The 17868-nt window shown below is 44.2% G+C and carries 7 protein-coding genes, 6 tRNA genes and 3 rRNA genes; 6 read left to right on the top strand and 10 right to left on the bottom strand.

The window, feature by feature from the left end:
• Window positions 1–7 precede the first annotated feature (7 nt).
• The 4 genes from corC to miaB are packed head-to-tail and all read right to left on the bottom strand — an operon-like array spanning window position 8 to window position 3858.
• Window positions 8–868 carry a CNNM family magnesium/cobalt transport protein CorC gene (gene corC / locus QR722_RS11760; protein ID WP_286283037.1) on the bottom strand — a complete coding sequence of 287 codons (861 nt, stop codon included), beginning with the start codon at window positions 866–868 and terminating at the stop codon, window positions 8–10.
• A gap of 33 nt (window positions 869–901) precedes the next feature.
• Window positions 902–1360, bottom strand: coding sequence for an rRNA maturation RNase YbeY (gene ybeY, locus QR722_RS11755; protein ID WP_286283036.1), 459 nt, complete (start codon window positions 1358–1360; stop codon window positions 902–904).
• Between the two features lie 5 nt (window positions 1361–1365).
• The gene (locus QR722_RS11750) at window positions 1366–2397 is read right to left on the bottom strand and encodes a PhoH family protein (RefSeq protein ID WP_286283035.1); all 1032 of its coding nucleotides are present in this window, start codon (window positions 2395–2397) and stop codon (window positions 1366–1368) included.
• A 21-nt stretch (window positions 2398–2418) separates the two neighbouring features.
• On the bottom strand, window positions 2419–3858 hold the full coding sequence (miaB, locus tag QR722_RS11745) for a tRNA (N6-isopentenyl adenosine(37)-C2)-methylthiotransferase MiaB (RefSeq protein WP_286283034.1): 1440 nt from the start codon (window positions 3856–3858) through the stop codon (window positions 2419–2421).
• A gap of 215 nt (window positions 3859–4073) precedes the next feature.
• Between miaB and QR722_RS11740 the strand changes: the two genes are divergently transcribed.
• On the top strand, window positions 4074–5261 hold the full coding sequence (locus QR722_RS11740) for an FAD-dependent oxidoreductase (RefSeq protein ID WP_353506884.1): 1188 nt from the start codon (window positions 4074–4076) through the stop codon (window positions 5259–5261).
• A gap of 50 nt (window positions 5262–5311) precedes the next feature.
• On the opposite strand, the gene QR722_RS11735 is transcribed toward QR722_RS11740, so the two are convergent.
• The 6 genes from QR722_RS11735 to QR722_RS11710 form a co-directional block, all read right to left on the bottom strand.
• On the bottom strand, window positions 5312–6772 hold the full coding sequence (locus QR722_RS11735; protein WP_286283033.1) for an alanine/glycine:cation symporter family protein: 1461 nt from the start codon (window positions 6770–6772) through the stop codon (window positions 5312–5314).
• 120 nt (window positions 6773–6892) lie between these two features.
• Window positions 6893–6967: transfer RNA gene (locus QR722_RS11730), tRNA-Gln, on the bottom strand.
• Window positions 6968–7007: 40 nt separating this feature from the next.
• Window positions 7008–7082: transfer RNA gene (locus QR722_RS11725), tRNA-Gln, on the bottom strand.
• Window positions 7083–7089: 7 nt separating this feature from the next.
• Window positions 7090–7174: transfer RNA gene (locus tag QR722_RS11720), tRNA-Leu, on the bottom strand.
• 26 nt (window positions 7175–7200) lie between these two features.
• A tRNA-Met gene (locus QR722_RS11715) sits at window positions 7201–7277 on the bottom strand.
• Between the two features lie 591 nt (window positions 7278–7868).
• Window positions 7869–10985 (bottom strand): S8 family serine peptidase, encoded by a 3117-nt coding sequence (locus QR722_RS11710; RefSeq protein ID WP_286283032.1) that lies wholly within the window; start codon window positions 10983–10985, stop codon window positions 7869–7871.
• Between the two features lie 903 nt (window positions 10986–11888).
• Between QR722_RS11710 and QR722_RS11705 the strand changes: the two genes are divergently transcribed.
• From QR722_RS11705 to rrf, 5 genes are all read left to right on the top strand, one after another.
• A 16S ribosomal RNA gene (locus QR722_RS11705) occupies window positions 11889–13422 on the top strand.
• Between the two features lie 77 nt (window positions 13423–13499).
• A tRNA-Ala gene (locus QR722_RS11700) sits at window positions 13500–13575 on the top strand.
• Between the two features lie 25 nt (window positions 13576–13600).
• Window positions 13601–13677, top strand: a tRNA-Ile gene (locus QR722_RS11695).
• 634 nt (window positions 13678–14311) lie between these two features.
• Window positions 14312–17193: ribosomal RNA gene (locus QR722_RS11690) — 23S ribosomal RNA — on the top strand.
• Between the two features lie 169 nt (window positions 17194–17362).
• Window positions 17363–17478, top strand: a 5S ribosomal RNA gene (gene rrf, locus QR722_RS11685).
• Together the 16S, 23S and 5S rRNA genes with 2 tRNA genes alongside form the textbook arrangement of a ribosomal RNA operon.
• The last annotated feature ends 390 nt before the right edge of the window (window positions 17479–17868 follow it).

The raw sequence follows: 17868 nt of genomic DNA, 5'->3' as shown, positions 1-17868 counted from the left end.
TCAGAACCTAGTCTTCCTTGTTAGGCAAGGTCACTTTTAATTGAAGTAATCGGCGCTTATCTGAATTAGTGATTTTAAAGCTTAACCCATCAATTTCTACTTCATCGTCCGTACTTGGCATATGGCCAAAGGCTTTAAGTACAATGCCCCCAATCGTATCAGCTTGCTCCTCATCGTAATGAGTTTCAAAAAATTGATTAAAATCTTCTATAGGGGTTAGCGCTTTTACCGAATATGTATAGGTATTGAGGGGTCTGATATCGTCTGAGTCATTTTCCTCAACATCATGTTCATCTTCAATTTCACCGACGATAAGTTCTAGAATATCTTCGATGGTAACTAAGCCAGATACGCCGCCATATTCATCTACCACAATCGCCATATGATAACGTTGTTGTCTGAATTCTTTTAACAATACATCAACTCGTTTACTTTCAGGCACAATAACAGCTTGGCGCAACACATCCTTTAAGTGAAACTCTTTGCCCGGTATAAAGGCATAGGCAAGCAGGTCTTTGGCGAGTAAAATTCCTTCGATATGATCTTTATCTTCATTGATAACAGGGAAGCGAGAGTGAGCAGATTCCAACATGACTGGCAAGAATTGTTCGACCGTTTCGTCGATGTTAATGGTGATCATTTGAGCCCGAGGGATCATAATATCACGCACTTTCATTTCGTTGACACCCATTACCCCTTCAATCATTTCACGGGTTTGTGGGTCAATTACTTCTCGCAATTCTGCGTCAGTAATGATATCAACTAAATCTTCTTTGTTCTTCGGCTCTCCGTTGAAGGTTTGGACCAACTTGTCCAACCAACCTTTATTCGAAGAACCGCTAGTAGAGTGGGGGTTATCGTCGCTCATAATACTTTTGTTTAGTTCCTTGACCGTTTATCTTTAATGATCTTGGTAGGGATCGTCAATACTTAATTTCGATAATAACGAAACTTCTAACTGTTCCATCTCTTGTGCATCCTGATCATTTTCATGGTCAAAGCCCAATAGATGGAGGGTTCCGTGTATCAACATATGTGCCCAATGATTGGCTAATGGTTTTTGTTGTTCATTTGCTTCTTTTGCGACTATTTCGGCGCAAACCACTAAATCACCGAGTAAATGTAACTGGATACCAGGCAGTGCTTCAAATGGGAAGGACAATACATTGGTCGGCTTTTCTTTGCCCCGATAGGCATTATTCAACTGTTGGCTTTCTTGTGGACTGACAATCCGGACCGTCACTTCTTGATCTTCGTTGAACCGTTCTCCCAGAGCTATATTCAACCATTGTTGAATATCTTCATGGGCAGGAATATCGGTGGCGTCACAAGCAATTTGCAGATCTAATATGGCTGCCACTAGTGTTATTTCTCATCCTGTTTTTGCTGTTGTTGATTCTGCTGAATTTTCAATCGTTCTTGCTCAGATTCATATTGCTCATAGGCTTGTACTATGCGCGCAACGACAGGATGACGTACTACATCATTAGCAGTAAAGAAATTGAAGGATATGTCCTGCACATCTTTGAGTACTTCGATGGTGTGACGTAGACCTGATCTTACCCCACGGGGTAAGTCTATTTGAGTAATATCACCGGTGATAACCGCCCTAGAATTGAAACCTATACGGGTCAGGAACATTTTCATTTGTTCAACTGTGGTATTTTGACTCTCGTCTAAGATAATGAATGCATCGTTAAGAGTACGCCCACGCATATATGCCAAAGGGGCGACTTCTATAACATTACGCTCAATCAGTTTTTCAACTTTATCAAAGCCGAGCATTTCAAATAAAGCGTCATAGAGCGGGCGTAGATAAGGATCGACTTTTTGGGATAGATCACCAGGTAAGAAGCCCAATTTTTCACCAGCTTCCACGGCTGGGCGAGTCAGTAATATTCGTCTAATCTCTTGTTTTTCTAGGGCATCAACCGCACAAGCGACCGCTAAATAAGTTTTGCCTGTCCCAGCAGGACCGACGCCGAAAGTAATATCATGATTTACAATATTAGACACATATTGACTTTGATTCGGGTTTCGGGGCTTGATCACACCCCGTCGAGTTTTTATATGAACTTCTTTTCCATAATGACCCGCTTCGGCTTTTTCTAAGCACTTAGCCTCTTGGATGGCAAGGTGAACCTGATCAGGCTCTAGAATGTGGGTGATACCTTTAACAGGTTGGGTCTCGATATAAAGTAACTTGAGTAACTCCGCAGCGCCGTTGGTCTGCAGCGGCTCTCCCAATACCTTAAACTCATTATTTCGATAGGTGATTTCAACACCTAAACGGCGTTCAATTTGTTTGATGTTGTCGTCTAAAGGCCCACACAGACTGGCTAAACGTTTATTGTCTGCCGGTTCCAAGATGATTTCGTTGCTAACTAGGGTACTCAAAATAAAAACAAACCTTTTAAATTAACCAATTGAAATAGGTACAAATTTCTCTACACCCAATTCATCTTTCAAAGCGGCGTGCTTAGACAAGATGGACTGAGGAGTAATGCTAATTCGAAGCCCCATATCCTGCTCCCTGCGGACTACTTGTCCTCGTAATGAATTAGCAAATACATCTGTAATCAGCACATCAATGAATTCGCCAATCATGTCCGGTGTGCCTTCAAAATTCACTACACGATTATTCTCGGTCCGACCGGATAATTCCATGGGATTTTTCTTTGAAGGTCCTTCTACCAAAATACGTTGTTCGGTGTTTAACATGTTTCTGGCGATGCGAAGTGCTTGCTGATTGATCCTACTTTGTAGAATTTGTAAACGCTGTTTTTTGGTTTCATCACTCACATCATCTGGCAAATCGGCGGCAGGCGTTCCGGGTCTAGCACTATATATAAAGCTAAAGCTTAAATCGAAATCAACTGCTTGGATTAAATCCATAGTGGCTTGAAAATCCTCATCACTCTCGCCAGGAAAACCAATGATAAAATCAGAAGACATACACAAATTAGGTCGTATCTTTTTCAAACGCCTAATTTTAGATTTGTATTCAATTGCTGTATGACCTCGTTTCATAAGATTTAACACTCGATCTGCGCCGCTTTGCACCGGCAGATGAAGGTGATCAACTAATTCAGGAATATTGGCATAGGCTTCAATCAAGTCTTCAGTGAATTCAACTGGATGTGAAGTGGTGTAGCGAATACGATCGATACCATCAATAGATGCTATTAATTCAAGTAACTCAGCAAATCTACAGATTGATCCATCGAAACTAGGGCCTCGAAAGGCATTCACGTTCTGCCCCAATAAATTAACTTCTCGAACGCCTTGTTCGGCAAGTTGTGCTACTTCCAGTAAAACATCGTCTACCGGGCGACTGACTTCCTCGCCACGAGTATAAGGGACCACACAAAAGCTACAATATTTTGAGCAGCCTTCCATGATAGAGACAAATGCACTGGGACCGTCCGCTCTTGGCTCGGGTAAACGATCAAATTTTTCAATTTCAGGAAAGCTAACGTCGACTACTGATTTTTGACCACCTTTTATTTGGTTGATCATCTCAGGTAACCGATGCAGTGTTTGCGGCCCAAAGATGACGTCCACAAAGGGAGCTCTTTGTCGTATCGTTTCCCCTTCTTGGGATGCAACGCAACCCCCCACGCCAATTATCAAGTCTGGTTTGGTTTTTTTAAGGTTCTTCCAGCGGCCTAATTGATGAAACACTTTTTCCTGTGCTTTTTCTCTGATTGAGCAGGTATTTAATAAAATAACATCTGCATCTTCCGCTTCTTGAGCCAGCTCATAACCGTGCGTAGAATCTAGTAGGTCAGCCATTTTTTCCGAGTCATACTCGTTCATTTGGCAACCCCAGGTTTTGATAAATAACTTCTTGCTCATAGCGCGCTTTCGGACCCTAATGTTTTGTAATTAATATGATGCATTATGATAAAAATACATACCGCTGAATTATGTCAATGTGACCGCAGATTTTAACGTTTTTTGAGCGTTTGCACCAGCCTTGTATTGAGAAACAGTGGCTCATTTCGTTTATTGCGGTGTTTGCTTGTGAAAAAGACTGATCGCGAAGATACTTTTTAAGTATCATTCATGGTGTGAAAAATAATTGGAAAGTGGATTATATGTTTGATGTGGGTGTTATAGGTGGAGGAATGGTCGGCAGCTCAGTCGCTCTAGGCTTGGCTCAACAGGGTTGTAAAGTGGCTCTTGTAGAATCAACTATGCCTGAAAGTTATGTAATCACTCAACCGCCAGACCTGCGTGTATCTGCAATTAATTTACTCTCACAAAATTTACTCAGTCAATTGGGGGCGTGGCAAAGCATTGAAAAAATGCGCTTGTGCCCATTCAAGCGTATGTCAGTGTGGGAAAATGCCAAACACCGCACCGATTTTGTGGCTAAGGACATGGATCTTGAGAATTTGGGACACATCGTTGAAAATCGTTTGGTCCAATTGGCTTTGCTCGAGCTCATCGGCCAACAGGAAAATGTCACCCTATTGAGCAATGGGATAGTCGATGGAATTCATATTAACAGTCACATAAATGTAACTGTAAAAAATACTGACAGTTTTAACTGCAAGTTATTGATTGGTGCCGATGGGGGGAATTCACAAGTAAGAAAGTTAATGAATATTGGATCTCAAGGCTGGCAATACACACAACAAGCTTTGGGTATTCAAATTAAGATGACTGATGGCGTCCAACGCGATATAACTTGGCAAGCATTCAGACCAACTGGACCTTTAGCATTTTTACCGCTTTATGGCGGTTATGGCTCCTTGGTTTGGTATGATGACGCGAACACCATTCGCTATTTAAACGGATTGAATAAAACCCAACTCAAAGCGCAAATACTAGAACACTTTCCGTCAGAATTAGTAGACTTCGAAATCTTAAATTACGCTAGTTTTCCACTCACTCGAATGCATGCCAACCATTACGCAAAGGGCAATACAGTATTAGTTGGTGATGCAGCACACACCATTAATCCTTTGGCCGGGCAGGGGGTTAATTTAGGCTTTAAAGATGTCCAGGTACTACTAGAAAAAATGTCCACATGGGATAAACAAGAAAATTCAATTAAACCAATTTTAGTGCAGTACGAATCTATTCGTCGACCAGATAATCTGTTGATGATGTCTGCGATGGATTTTACTTACTCGTTATTCAGTAATGATATTGGCCCACTTAAGCTTTTACGAAATGTTGGCCTTGCATTAGCTGACAAAGCCACACCATTAAAGAAACAAGTTATGAAGTATGCATTGGGATTAAATTGAACTGAGCTGGGGCAATATTGATGCCCCAGTTTATCGCCAATTCCCATTGTTTATTTCTGATCCCAAATACCTGTTTCTGTTTCACCTTGAATTTGACAATCCCCAGTGGAGTACTCTGGACGCTCCCCTCTATCTCGCTTGATGAAATAGTCTTTACTAATGGCAACTATGGTAGGTGTCATCCACACAATGGCAATGATATTGATTATAGTCATTAAACCCAGCGCCATATCAGCCATAGCCCAAACTTGGGGTAGGGAAGCCTTTGAGCCCCAGAAAATCATCAACAAATAACCTAGGGTATATACACCTCTGCCGATTTTGTTATCTAGTTTAAACATGTGCAGATTACTTTCGCCATAGGCATAATTTGCCACAACGGAGGTAAATGCAAATAAACTGATAGCTGCAGCCACAAAATCTCCACCAAAATCACCCAGATGAGAGCTCATGGCAGTTTGAGTAAGTCTGATACCTTCCATTTGTTCACCGTTAGAGCCCCCGGCGAGTAAAATTACCACTGCAGTGCAGGTACAAAGTATCATAGTGTCGATAAACACACCGAGCATTTGCACATAGCCTTGTGAAACCGGATGATTTGGATTGGGTGTGGCGCCTGCCGCTGCATGAGGAACACTTCCTGAGCCCGCTTCATTGGAATATAAACCACGTTGGATTCCATTTTTAATTGCAGCGCCAAGAGCTCCGGCACCGGCCTCCTGCAAACCAAATGCCGATGTAATGATATCGTACAACATTGCGGGTACTAACTGGATATTAATAAAGGTTATCGCTAACGCTACTAACACGTAAGTTACAGCCATGAAGGGGACGATCCATTCTGCAAACTTCGCTATGGCTCTAAAACCACCTATAACAATTAATCCAGCTAATACAATGATAACAAGTCCAGAGTATTGGGTTGGGATATCATAAGCATGATTTAATGCATCTGTGATGGTGTTTGCCTGTACCGCGCTAAAAATAAAGCCATATCCAAGAAACAAACATAGGGAGAATAGAACGGCTAGCCATCTCTTGTTTAGACCTTGTTGAATATAATAGGCTGGTCCGCCTCGATATTCACCATTTTCATCTCTGACTTTGTACAATTGCCCCAGAACACTTTCGGCAAAACCAGTAGCCATGCCTAATATGGCAATCATCCACATCCAGAAGATAGAGCCTGAGCCCCCTAATGAAATTGCTACGGCTACACCGGCTAAATTACCGGTACCCACGCGAGCAGATAAGCTGGTGCATAGTGCTTGGAAAGAACTGATCCCTGACTTGTCACTTTTTTGGCTACCTTTCATTATTGAAAACATATGTCCGAAGTGACGGATTTGGACAAAGCCAAGCTTGAATGTAAACCATAGCCCACCCAATACAAGCATCACTGCTAAAATTGGCACCTGAACTGTGCTGATAGCATCTTCACTTTCCCAAAGTACACTTAGGCCTTTGTTCCAGAGTAAATCGTTGATAAATGTCACTATGTCATTAAGCACGCTAATATCCGTAAGTATTTGATTTTATTTGGTTCAGTTTGAAGATAATGAATTGAGTGGCAAAGTGCTAGTATTTTTTAGAAATAAAAAGGCCCGAGAGGTTATCTCGGGCCCTTAATATGGCTGGGGTAGCTGGATTTGAACCAACGAATGGCGGGATCAAAACCCGCTGCCTTACCGCTTGGCTATACCCCAATTGGGTGACAAATGCTTGCGCACTTGTTTGTACTAAAAATGGCTGGGGTAGCTGGATTTGAACCAACGAATGGCGGGATCAAAACCCGCTGCCTTACCGCTTGGCTATACCCCAACAAAAATGGTGCGGAAGGAGAGACTTGAACTCTCACGCCGTGAAGCACTGGAACCTAAATCCAGCGTGTCTACCAATTCCACCACTCCCGCTTTCACTCTTGCATTCCTGCAAGAATTGGTGGCTACGGCGGGACTCGAACCTGCGACCCCATCATTATGAGTGATGTGCTCTAACCAGCTGAGCTACGTAGCCACGTACTTTTGTTCACTCCTCTGTGGAGTGGCGCGTATTATGCTGATCTGAAGTTAGGTCGTCAACCCTTTTTTTAGCATGAATATTCGTTTGCTTAGTAACTAAACAATGTGTTTAAAAAATTGGCAAAAAAGCAAGTCAAAATTATATATTGAGTAAATTAAGAGACTAATAAAGGTGTATGACTGTTCGTAAAATGAAGCTTCAAATTGAACAAGACTACCCTAAAAAGTGCATTCCACTCATTTGTACATATCTTCATGGGTCATTTTTCATCACCCACACCCTATTTGTTTGTAGGTGACGTGGAGATCGTTATATTACTGCTGTGAAGTCTTTATTCAGATTCTTGTTATTGATTTAATTATATAAGGCAACTAGGGTCTTAGAGTGCTATTACGCCGTTGCAGCACTATTACTAGGTTCAAAATTCGGGTTGCTGATAGCTAGCGAGTTGTGCTTAAGGTCAATTGCAAAAAAAAATCCATAATCAGTAAACTAATTATGGATTTTGTAGCCACTATATATGGATTAACCAGAATTAATATCAGGTAACCCACATATCGGATTTTTTATTTAATAGTTTGTATCTTATTGAGCTTTAACTTCAATAACAGTCAAACCATTCTCGTCGCCGTTTTCATCTGTGTAGATGATTCCGCCAACATAGTCTTCACCACTTTGTAATCCACGCATACCAACAAATACATTATTAGTACGACCGTCAACTGCACGAGAAGATGCTCTAACCGACATGTTAGTCGAACCAGATTCATCTACAGTCCATACATGTAACGGTGCTACAACGCTATCTGCACCATTTAACGACCAACCTAGTACAAATACTACGTAAATGTCGCTATTTCCTAGATTAGCTAAAGGAACAGGGTCAATTAATACTACAGATTCGTCAGAAGCAGCATTGGTACTTGTGCCAACTTCAGAACAACTAAACTGTGGGCATGCATAGACAAAAAGATCTAAATCTACAGCAGGATTTGCTTGATCTTCTGATTTAAGTCCGAATTTAGCTATGCGAGTTCCCTCTGGTACATCTACAAAGTAGAAACCAAGTCCAGGTTCGTTAAACGTAAATGACCCATCTTCGTCTTGTGCTACTGTACTGAATGAAACATCAGCTGTATCAAGACCAATACCCTGTGCAAAGAAACGACCATTATAAGCTAGGTCTACTGGCACTGTTACTCTTGCAGCAGAGCGTGTAGCAACAACGTTAACCGACTCTGGAGCATTTACACGAGGTGGTACAGTAGCTTTAAGCGCTACCGGGCTATATACATTGCGAATACCATCTGACCAAGTCACTGAACCGAAGGTCCATTGATCTAGTACTGCGTCACTATTTTTGCTAAAGGTAACTTCATACACACCTAAACCACCTGCATTAAAGCTCATGGTGTTAGTTGATACAAATGTTCCTAAATCAAAGTCATATACACTTACTTCTACATCAACACCTGCAGGTGCTTCAACAGTGGCAGTGTAGGTATCTGAGTCACTTACATTATTAACATAACGTCTAATCGTTTGTGTTTCAGATAATGACTCAATCGCGATCGACGCAATATTTAAGTCACTCGCGTCAGTTGGGAAGCCTGCATTTTCCAGAGCGCCACAGGCACCGGAGAAGTAATCGGCTTCAACAAATGCTGCATCACCACTTCCGCATAAGAATGCGTAATAGTCATTGAAAGTTGCATCGTAGATCAAACCTGGATCCACCGCACTATTTGGATTTGCATGACCAGCACCAAAATCAAACGGGTCAGCAGGCGTGCTGCCATCTTCTTTAGTAACACCTTGATAAGATGAAGTCATCAACGCAGATTTGATTGCAGAAGGCGACCAGTTAGGTTGAGCTTCTCTTACTAATGCTGCCATACCTGCAATATGAGGCGAGGACATAGATGTACCGCTCAAGTATGCATAGCTTTCTCCAACTGTACCAGAGTCGATTTGAGCGCCAGAAGTACCCGCTAAAATTTGCACACCAGGAGCCGTAATATCAGGTTTGATGATATCAGCAGTCGCTAAACTTTCACCACGTGACGAGAATCCCGCCATTTGATTACCAATTTGAGGCGCTGAACTTGCGGTGCCTTCGTTGGTCATATTAACGCTTACAACAACTTCATCTACCAATCCGGCTAAATCCAATCCATCTTGATTAGAGATCATTACGCCAGGAATGGTAATTCCAGTTCCATCACCACCCATCGCGATTGCTGGCCTGTCATCTGAGTAAATAACAACGCCATCTGCACCGGCATTTTGTGCATTCAATACTTTAATACTGAAATTACAAGTACCACGCGCGATAAGTGCAATTTTACCTTCAAGTTCACCAGCAGGATTATCTACACCATCGCCACACGCCAAAGCTGGCGTTACGGCAACTAATTCGCCACTTAAACCTTCTTCAGGGATAGGACTTGTGATTGCACCAGGAATTGAGAATAAATCACGGATAGTGTCGCCATCATTGACTTCAAGGATATTGCCTACTAAGGCCGCATCACCTTCATATGTCGAAGCTGCAACTGTGGTTACCCAAGGTACATTGTGTGCAACGGTTTGCGGACCAGGACCAGAGTTACCAGCAGACAATGAACTGAACACACCACCACGAGCGGCGTTAAAAAACGCAACATGCACGGGGTCAGTCATAGCAGTGCGGCTACCACTGATTGAGTAGTTAATCACATCTACACCATCTGCAGTTGCTGCATCGATTGCTGCTACTGAATCTGTAGAAAAACAACCACTATTACCCACAGCACTGCCATTCCAACAGACTTTGTATGCTGCAACTCGAGCACGGGGGGCGATACCAGATACAGTACCTATGTCAATTCCTTGTAATGACGCTGTTACACCTTCATTCCCGCCTGCTGTGGTAATAGTATGAGTACCGTGACCGTCTGCATCACGGGGAGAATCAAACTCGCCCGGTAAAATGGTGTTGTTTTGAGCGAATGAATCGTTGAAATACCTGGCACCGATTAATTTATTGTTACAGGCGAACTCTGGATCTGTTCCAGTATCACATTCACCGGCCCAATCTGGGCGACTGATTTCGATTGGATCAAAACCATCATCGGATAAACTTGGATTTTCTGGCCAGACACCAGAATCTACTACACCAATGATTACATTTTCGCCCTTAGTACCTAGGGTATGTAATCCACCTGGAGCAGTAAGCCCTAAAAATGCTGGTGTATTTGATGTATCCATCTGAAGAAGTTCATCAGGCCAAATGTTTAATACATTTGGATTAGATTTTAACTTGGCCAACTGAGCTGGTGATAAACTTGCGGCAAAACCATTGAATGAATGCTCGTAGGTGTAAATAGCATCAGTAACACCAACACTATTCATGACTGCTTTTTGCTTGTTTACTAATCCTTTCCGATAAGCAATAGATGCTGCAGAATTTGCATCATATTTTGCTTCATTGAATTGACCTTCAAATCGATCTGGTATCGATGCGCTACTTGCACCTTGTCGCGTAGCCGCTGGGGCATCTTTTAGTTGTACTATGTAGCGAGATTTTGAAGGAACCGAGTTAAGGCTCGTTGAATCTAAAGTGAGTAGACTACGGTCTGAATTTGATAATGCAAAAGCACTATGTACAGACATCGCCAAGAAGCACCCTGTACCGAGCACTGTTAGCTGTTTGCGTAACATAGAATTTTCCTTTATTTATATATAATTATAATTATTAAGCAGAATGGGTACTGCCTACGTATAGAAAACGTTATCCAAACTTCTTTGGTTTGGTCCGTTAACTATAACGCTAAAGTAATCTGTCGACTATTATTTATTATGTGTCGTATCAGATATTAGTTTTTACTAAGCAAATATCGTTCCTTAGATGCATCTGCATGATTTTTATATGATTTAACTTCAGGAGTGGGTAGTTATTCCCTTGAACTGTTAAAATAGATGACACTCATCGACTACTTTTGGTTTGAATTTTACCCAGCACTTCAACGGGAATTTGGACATTATTTTTGATTCCTTTGCTCATCCCAAGCAGACTGTAGTAGATTTCAAACTTGATTAATCCTGCCTTTATATAGGAAGTATCTAAATCGAAGTTTTTATCCCTAGCTATGGACTAAAAATTGGCTAAATAACAATTAATTTCAAATAAGCCCTTGACGTTCATCTTGGTAACTGTAGAATGCGCCCTCGCTTCGGGGAGTTCTTACAAGAACACTCATTCACAGAGAGTCAAATGACAAATCTGTGACACAGCTCTAGGGCAGGTGTGAAGCGGGGTTCAACCAGAAACGTTTCGAAAATAAATTAAAATTTTCTAAACAAAAAAGGTTGACACCGAATCCGGAGAGTGTAGAATACGCCTCCCGCTTGAGAGAGACCTTAGAGTCAAACTTCAGCAAGGAAAAAGATTTATCGGGTGACGTCAAATGCGACGCTTACCTTGAGCAAGAAAGCCGAGTGATAATGTTTACATATTTGCTGGCAAGATTAGCTCAAAATGTTCTTTAACAATTGATAACAAGACAATCTGTGTGGACACTCATTATAAGAGTGTTTACCAAAAAAATTCATATTTCGAAACTTTAATTGAAGAGTTTGATCATGGCTCAGATTGAACGCTGGCGGCAGGCCTAACACATGCAAGTCGAACGGTAGCAGAACTAGCTTGCTAGTTGCTGACGAGTGGCGGACGGGTGAGTAATGCCTGGGAATTTGCCTTTGTGTGGGGGATAACTATTGGAAACGATAGCTAATACCGCATAACGTCTACGGACCAAAGGGGGCTTTTAGCTCTCGCGCAAAGAGAAGCCCAGGTGAGATTAGCTAGTTGGCGGGGTAAGAGCCCACCAAGGCGACGATCTCTAGCTGTTCTGAGAGGAAGATCAGCCACACTGGGACTGAGACACGGCCCAGACTCCTACGGGAGGCAGCAGTGGGGAATATTGCACAATGGGGGAAACCCTGATGCAGCCATGCCGCGTGTGTGAAGAAGGCCTTCGGGTTGTAAAGCACTTTCAGTTGTGAGGAAAGGTTGATGGTTAATACCCATCAGCTGTGACGTTAGCAACAGAAGAAGCACCGGCTAACTCCGTGCCAGCAGCCGCGGTAATACGGAGGGTGCGAGCGTTAATCGGAATTACTGGGCGTAAAGCGCACGCAGGCGGTTGTATAAGCTAGATGTGAAAGCCCCGGGCTCAACCTGGGACGGTCATTTAGAACTGTACGACTAGAGTCTTGGAGAGGGGAGTGGAATTCCAGGTGTAGCGGTGAAATGCGTAGATATCTGGAGGAACATCAGTGGCGAAGGCGACTCCCTGGCCAAAGACTGACGCTCATGTGCGAAAGTGTGGGTAGCGAACAGGATTAGATACCCTGGTAGTCCACACCGTAAACGCTGTCTACTAGCTGTTTGTGGATTTTATCCGTGAGTAGCGAAGCTAACGCGATAAGTAGACCGCCTGGGGAGTACGGCCGCAAGGTTAAAACTCAAATGAATTGACGGGGGCCCGCACAAGCGGTGGAGCATGTGGTTTAATTCGATGCAACGCGAAGAACCTTACCTACTCTTGACATCCAGAAAATTTGGCAGAGATGCCTCAGTGCCTTCGGGAATTCTGAGACAGGTGCTGCATGGCTGTCGTCAGCTCGTGTCGTGAGATGTTGGGTTAAGTCCCGCAACGAGCGCAACCCTTGTCCTTAGTTGCCAGCATTTAGTTGGGCACTCTAAGGAGACTGCCGGTGACAAACCGGAGGAAGGTGGGGACGACGTCAAGTCATCATGGCCCTTACGAGTAGGGCTACACACGTGCTACAATGGCGAGTACAGAGGGAAGCGAGACAGTGATGTGGAGCGGACCCCTTAAAGCTCGTCGTAGTCCGGATTGGAGTCTGCAACTCGACTCCATGAAGTCGGAATCGCTAGTAATCGCAAATCAGAATGTTGCGGTGAATACGTTCCCGGGCCTTGTACACACCGCCCGTCACACCATGGGAGTGGGATGCAAAAGAAGTAGTTAGTCTAACCTTCGGGAGGACGATTACCACTTTGTGTTTCATGACTGGGGTGAAGTCGTAACAAGGTAACCCTAGGGGAACCTGGGGTTGGATCACCTCCTTACACTATAGGTATCACTTTTGTGATGCAGTGTTCACACAGATTGTTTTGTTGTTAATAAAGAAGAACGACGGCCTATTGGGGCTATAGCTCAGCTGGGAGAGCGCCTGCCTTGCACGCAGGAGGTCAGCAGTTCGATCCTGCTTAGCTCCACCAATTGCTGTTAGACTAAAGCAAGAATAGGCTTGTAGCTCAGCTGGTTAGAGCGCACCCCTGATAAGGGTGAGGTCGGCAGTTCAAGTCTGCCCAAGCCTACCAAATTCACGCCTATGCTGCGTTATTTGACTCGTCGTGTACAAAAGCGGTACACGTCCTCATCAAATGCCTTGCCTAGCCGCGAATTGCGCGTAAATAGTTGGCTCGTCGTTAAAAGGAAGTAAGCACCTTAATCAATATGTGTAGTAATAGCATAAATTGATTAGGGTTTTTTAAACCTTAAAAGTGCATTGTGTAAGCGACGTCATGTAATGATAGTCACCTTGCGCAAATGTTATCTCAAGAATCAGTGTTCACTACGTTCACGTTTCTTGTTTCGATAATTTTGCACGAACGTTCTTTAACAATTTGGAAAGCTGATAAAAGTAATCAAAACTAAGAGTAATAATTGAAGAGTAATCTTCAAGCGTACTCTATCTGATTTTGTGATTAGTACTTGTCACGCATACACAAGCTCTTAAATGAGCACCTATGATTTGTGAATAAAAAGGCGCAAATCAAACCAAAGAATATACCGTTAATCATTCATGTCTTTAACGGAATATTCAACGATTTGGTTTCTAGGCAAGTGGATACGAAAATCGAATGAGGGCGCATACGTATTTGTATGTAACCGAGTGAGATTGAAGAGCCACGCAGCATAGGAAGCAAAGCGGTAGGATATTTGGGGTTGTATGGTTAAGTGACTAAGCGTATACGGTGGATGCCTAGGCAGTTAGAGGCGATGAAGGACGTGTAAGTCTGCGAAAAGCTGTGGTGAGTTGACAAAACGCATTTGAACCACAGATATCCGAATGGGGAAACCCACCGCTTCGGCGGTATCATTAACTGAATACATAGGTTAATGAGGCAAACGAGGGGAACTGAAACATCTAAGTACCCTTAGGAAAAGAAATCAACCGAGATTCCCCTAGTAGCGGCGAGCGAACGGGGATTAGCCCTTAAGCTAATTGTAAGCCAGTGGAATGTGTTGGAAAGCACAGCGATACAAGGTGATAGCCCTGTACACAAAGGCGAACTTTAAGTGAAATCGAGTAGGTCGGGACACGTGTTATCTTGACTGAAAATGGGGGGACCATCCTCCAAGGCTAAATACTCCTAACTGACCGATAGTGAACCAGTACCGTGAGGGAAAGGCGAAAAGAACCCCTGTGAGGGGAGTGAAATAGAACCTGAAACCGTATACGTACAAGCAGTGGGAGCAGACTTGTTCTGTGACTGCGTACCTTTTGTATAATGGGTCAGCGACTTATATTTTGTAGCGAGGTTAACCGATTAGGGGAGCCGTAGTGAAAGCGAGCGTTAACTGCGCGTCTAGTTGCAAGGTATAGACCCGAAACCCGGTGATCTAGCCATGGGCAGGTTGAAGGTTGAGTAACATCAACTGGAGGACCGAACCCACTAACGTTGAAAAGTTAGGGGATGACCTGTGGCTGGGGGTGAAAGGCCAATCAAACCGGGAGATAGCTGGTTCTCCCCGAAAGCTATTTAGGTAGCGCCTCGGACGAACACCATTGGGGGTAGAGCACTGTTAAGGCTAGGGGGTCATCCCGACTTACCAACCCTTTGCAAACTCCGAATACCAATGAGTGATATCCGGGAGACACACGGCGGGTGCTAACGTCCGTCGTGAAGAGGGAAACAACCCAGACCGCCAGCTAAGGTCCCAAAATATTGCTAAGTGGGAAACGATGTGGGAAGGCTAAGACAGCTAGGAGGTTGGCTTAGAAGCAGCCACCCTTTAAAGAAAGCGTAATAGCTCACTAGTCGAGTCGGCCTGCGCGGAAGATGTAACGGGGCTAAGCAATATACCGAAGCTGCGGATGTCTACTTTGTAGACATGGTAGGGGAGCGTTGTGTAAGTGGTTGAAGGTGAGCTGTGAGGCGAGCTGGACATATCACAAGTGCGAATGCTGACATGAGTAACGATAATGGGGGTGAAAAACCCCCACGCCGGAAGACCAAGGTTTCCTGTCCCATGCTAATCAGGGCAGGGTAAGTCGGCCCCTAAGGCGAGGCAGAAATGCGTAGTCGATGGGAAACGGATTAATATTTCCGTACTTGGTATATCAGTGAAGGGGGGACGGAGAAGGCTAGGCAAGCTTGGTGTTGGTTATCCAAGTGAAAGTGCGTAGGGTAGAATTTTAGGTAAATCCGGAATTCTATTAGCCTGAGACACGAGACGAGACACCACGGTGTTGAAGTTGTTGATGCCATGCTTCCAGGAAAAGCCTCTAAACTTATGATATATCGAACCGTACCCCAAACCGACACAGGTGGTCAGGTAGAGAATACTAAGGCGCTTGAGAGAACTCGGGTGAAGGAACTCGGCAAAATAGTACCGTAACTTCGGGAGAAGGTACGCCCCTGTTTGTGAAGGACTTGCTCCGTAAGCGAATGGGGGTCGCAGTGACCAGGTGGCTGGGACTGTTTATTAAAAACACAGCACTGTGCTAAATCGCAAGATGACGTATACGGTGTGACACCTGCCCGGTGCCGGAAGGTTAATTGATGGGGTTAGCGTAAGCGAAGCTCTTGATCGAAGCCCCGGTAAACGGCGGCCGTAACTATAACGGTCCTAAGGTAGCGAAATTCCTTGTCGGGTAAGTTCCGACCTGCACGAATGGTGTAACCATGGCCACGCTGTCTCCACCCGAGACTCAGTGAAATTGAAATCGCAGTGAAGATGCTGTGTACCCGCACCTAGACGGAAAGACCCCGTGAACCTTTACTACAGCTTGGCACTGAACATTGAATCTACATGTGTAGAATAGGTGGGAGGCTTTGAAGCACAGTCGCTAGATTGTGTGGAGCCACCTTTGAAATACCACCCTTGTATATTTGATGTTCTAACATAGGTCCCTAATCGGGATTGTGGACAGTGTCTGGTGGGTAGTTTGACTGGGGCGGTCTCCTCCCAAAGAGTAACGGAGGAGCACGAAGGTTAGCTAATCACGGTCGGACATCGTGAGGTTAGTGCAATGGCATAAGCTAGCTTAACTGCGAGACAGACACGTCGAGCAGGTACGAAAGTAGGTCATAGTGATCCGGTGGTTCTGTATGGAAGGGCCATCGCTCAACGGATAAAAGGTACTCCGGGGATAACAGGCTGATACCGCCCAAGAGTTCATATCGACGGCGGTGTTTGGCACCTCGATGTCGGCTCATCACATCCTGGGGCTGAAGTCGGTCCCAAGGGTATGGCTGTTCGCCATTTAAAGTGGTACGCGAGCTGGGTTTAGAACGTCGTGAGACAGTTCGGTCCCTATCTGGTGTGGGCGTTGGATGATTGAGGGGAGCTGCTCCTAGTACGAGAGGACCGGAGTGGACGAACCGCTGGTGTTCGGGTTGTTTTGCCAAAGGCATTGCCCGGTAGCTACGTTCGGAATCGATAACCGCTGAAAGCATCTAAGCGGGAAGCGAGCCCCAAGATGAGTCATCCCTGACAGTTTAACTGTCCTAAAGGGTTGTTGAAGACTACGACGTAGATAGGCAGGGTGTGGAAGCGTTGCAAGGCGTTAAGCTAACCTGTACTAATTGCCCGTGAGGCTTAACCATACAACGCCCAAATGTCTTTGACATTGGTGTTGAATGAGTGACAAGACAACACAAAACAGGCTTGGTAAAACAAGCAAGAGTACGCAACTCGATTTGATTACGATATCGCTTTTCCAGATTTGTTAATGTTTGGTTTAACTACAAAGTTAAACGAGACAACCAGTTTATGCCTGGCAGCCATAGCGATACGGTACCACCTGATCCCATTCCGAACTCAGAAGTGAAACGTATTAGCGGCGATGGTAGTGTGGGGTTTCCCCATGTGAGAGTAGCACACTGCCAGGCTCCCATTTAGAAGAAAGGCTACCTATTTAGGTAGCCTTTTTTTATGACTGCGATTTAGCTAACGAAGTGCCTTTATGGGGTGGAGTTTTCTCGATTCTCTAGTAAAGTAATCACGCTTTGCGCCGTCAGATAGCCAGCCTCACCTTGCGCAAACATAACTCAATAATTAGAATTCGCTACGCTCAGCATTTTGTTTCGTTAATTTTGCACCACCAAACCTAACCCCTCAAATGTCATGCAATGCCTGTCCACGTATCAAACGGCTAGGTGTCAACCTTCCAAGGTGGTATCTCCAGTGCAGCATCCATGCTGCCCGTTCAGTCGGCTAACGCTTCTTCGAAGCTAACAGCAGCCTCCATCACCCCCATGTGAGAGCCTTACGAAAATAGC

Origin of the sequence: Aliiglaciecola sp. LCG003, assembly GCF_030316135.1 — a bacterium.
In the GTDB taxonomy this organism is placed as follows: Bacteria; Pseudomonadota; Gammaproteobacteria; order Enterobacterales; family Alteromonadaceae; genus Aliiglaciecola.
The sequence above is the reverse complement of the archived record's forward strand: the minus strand, read 5'-3'. Positions and strand labels throughout refer to the sequence as shown.

Excerpts from the sequence above, each read along its gene's own strand:
- corC (WP_286283037.1), bottom strand. The coding sequence starts at position 868 with ATGAGCGACGATAACCCCCACTCTACTAGCGGTTCTTCGAATAAAGGT.
- miaB (WP_286283034.1), bottom strand. The coding sequence starts at position 3,858 with ATGAGCAAGAAGTTATTTATCAAAACCTGGGGTTGCCAAATGAACGAG.
- QR722_RS11710 (WP_286283032.1), bottom strand. The coding sequence starts at position 10,985 with ATGTTACGCAAACAGCTAACAGTGCTCGGTACAGGGTGCTTCTTGGCG.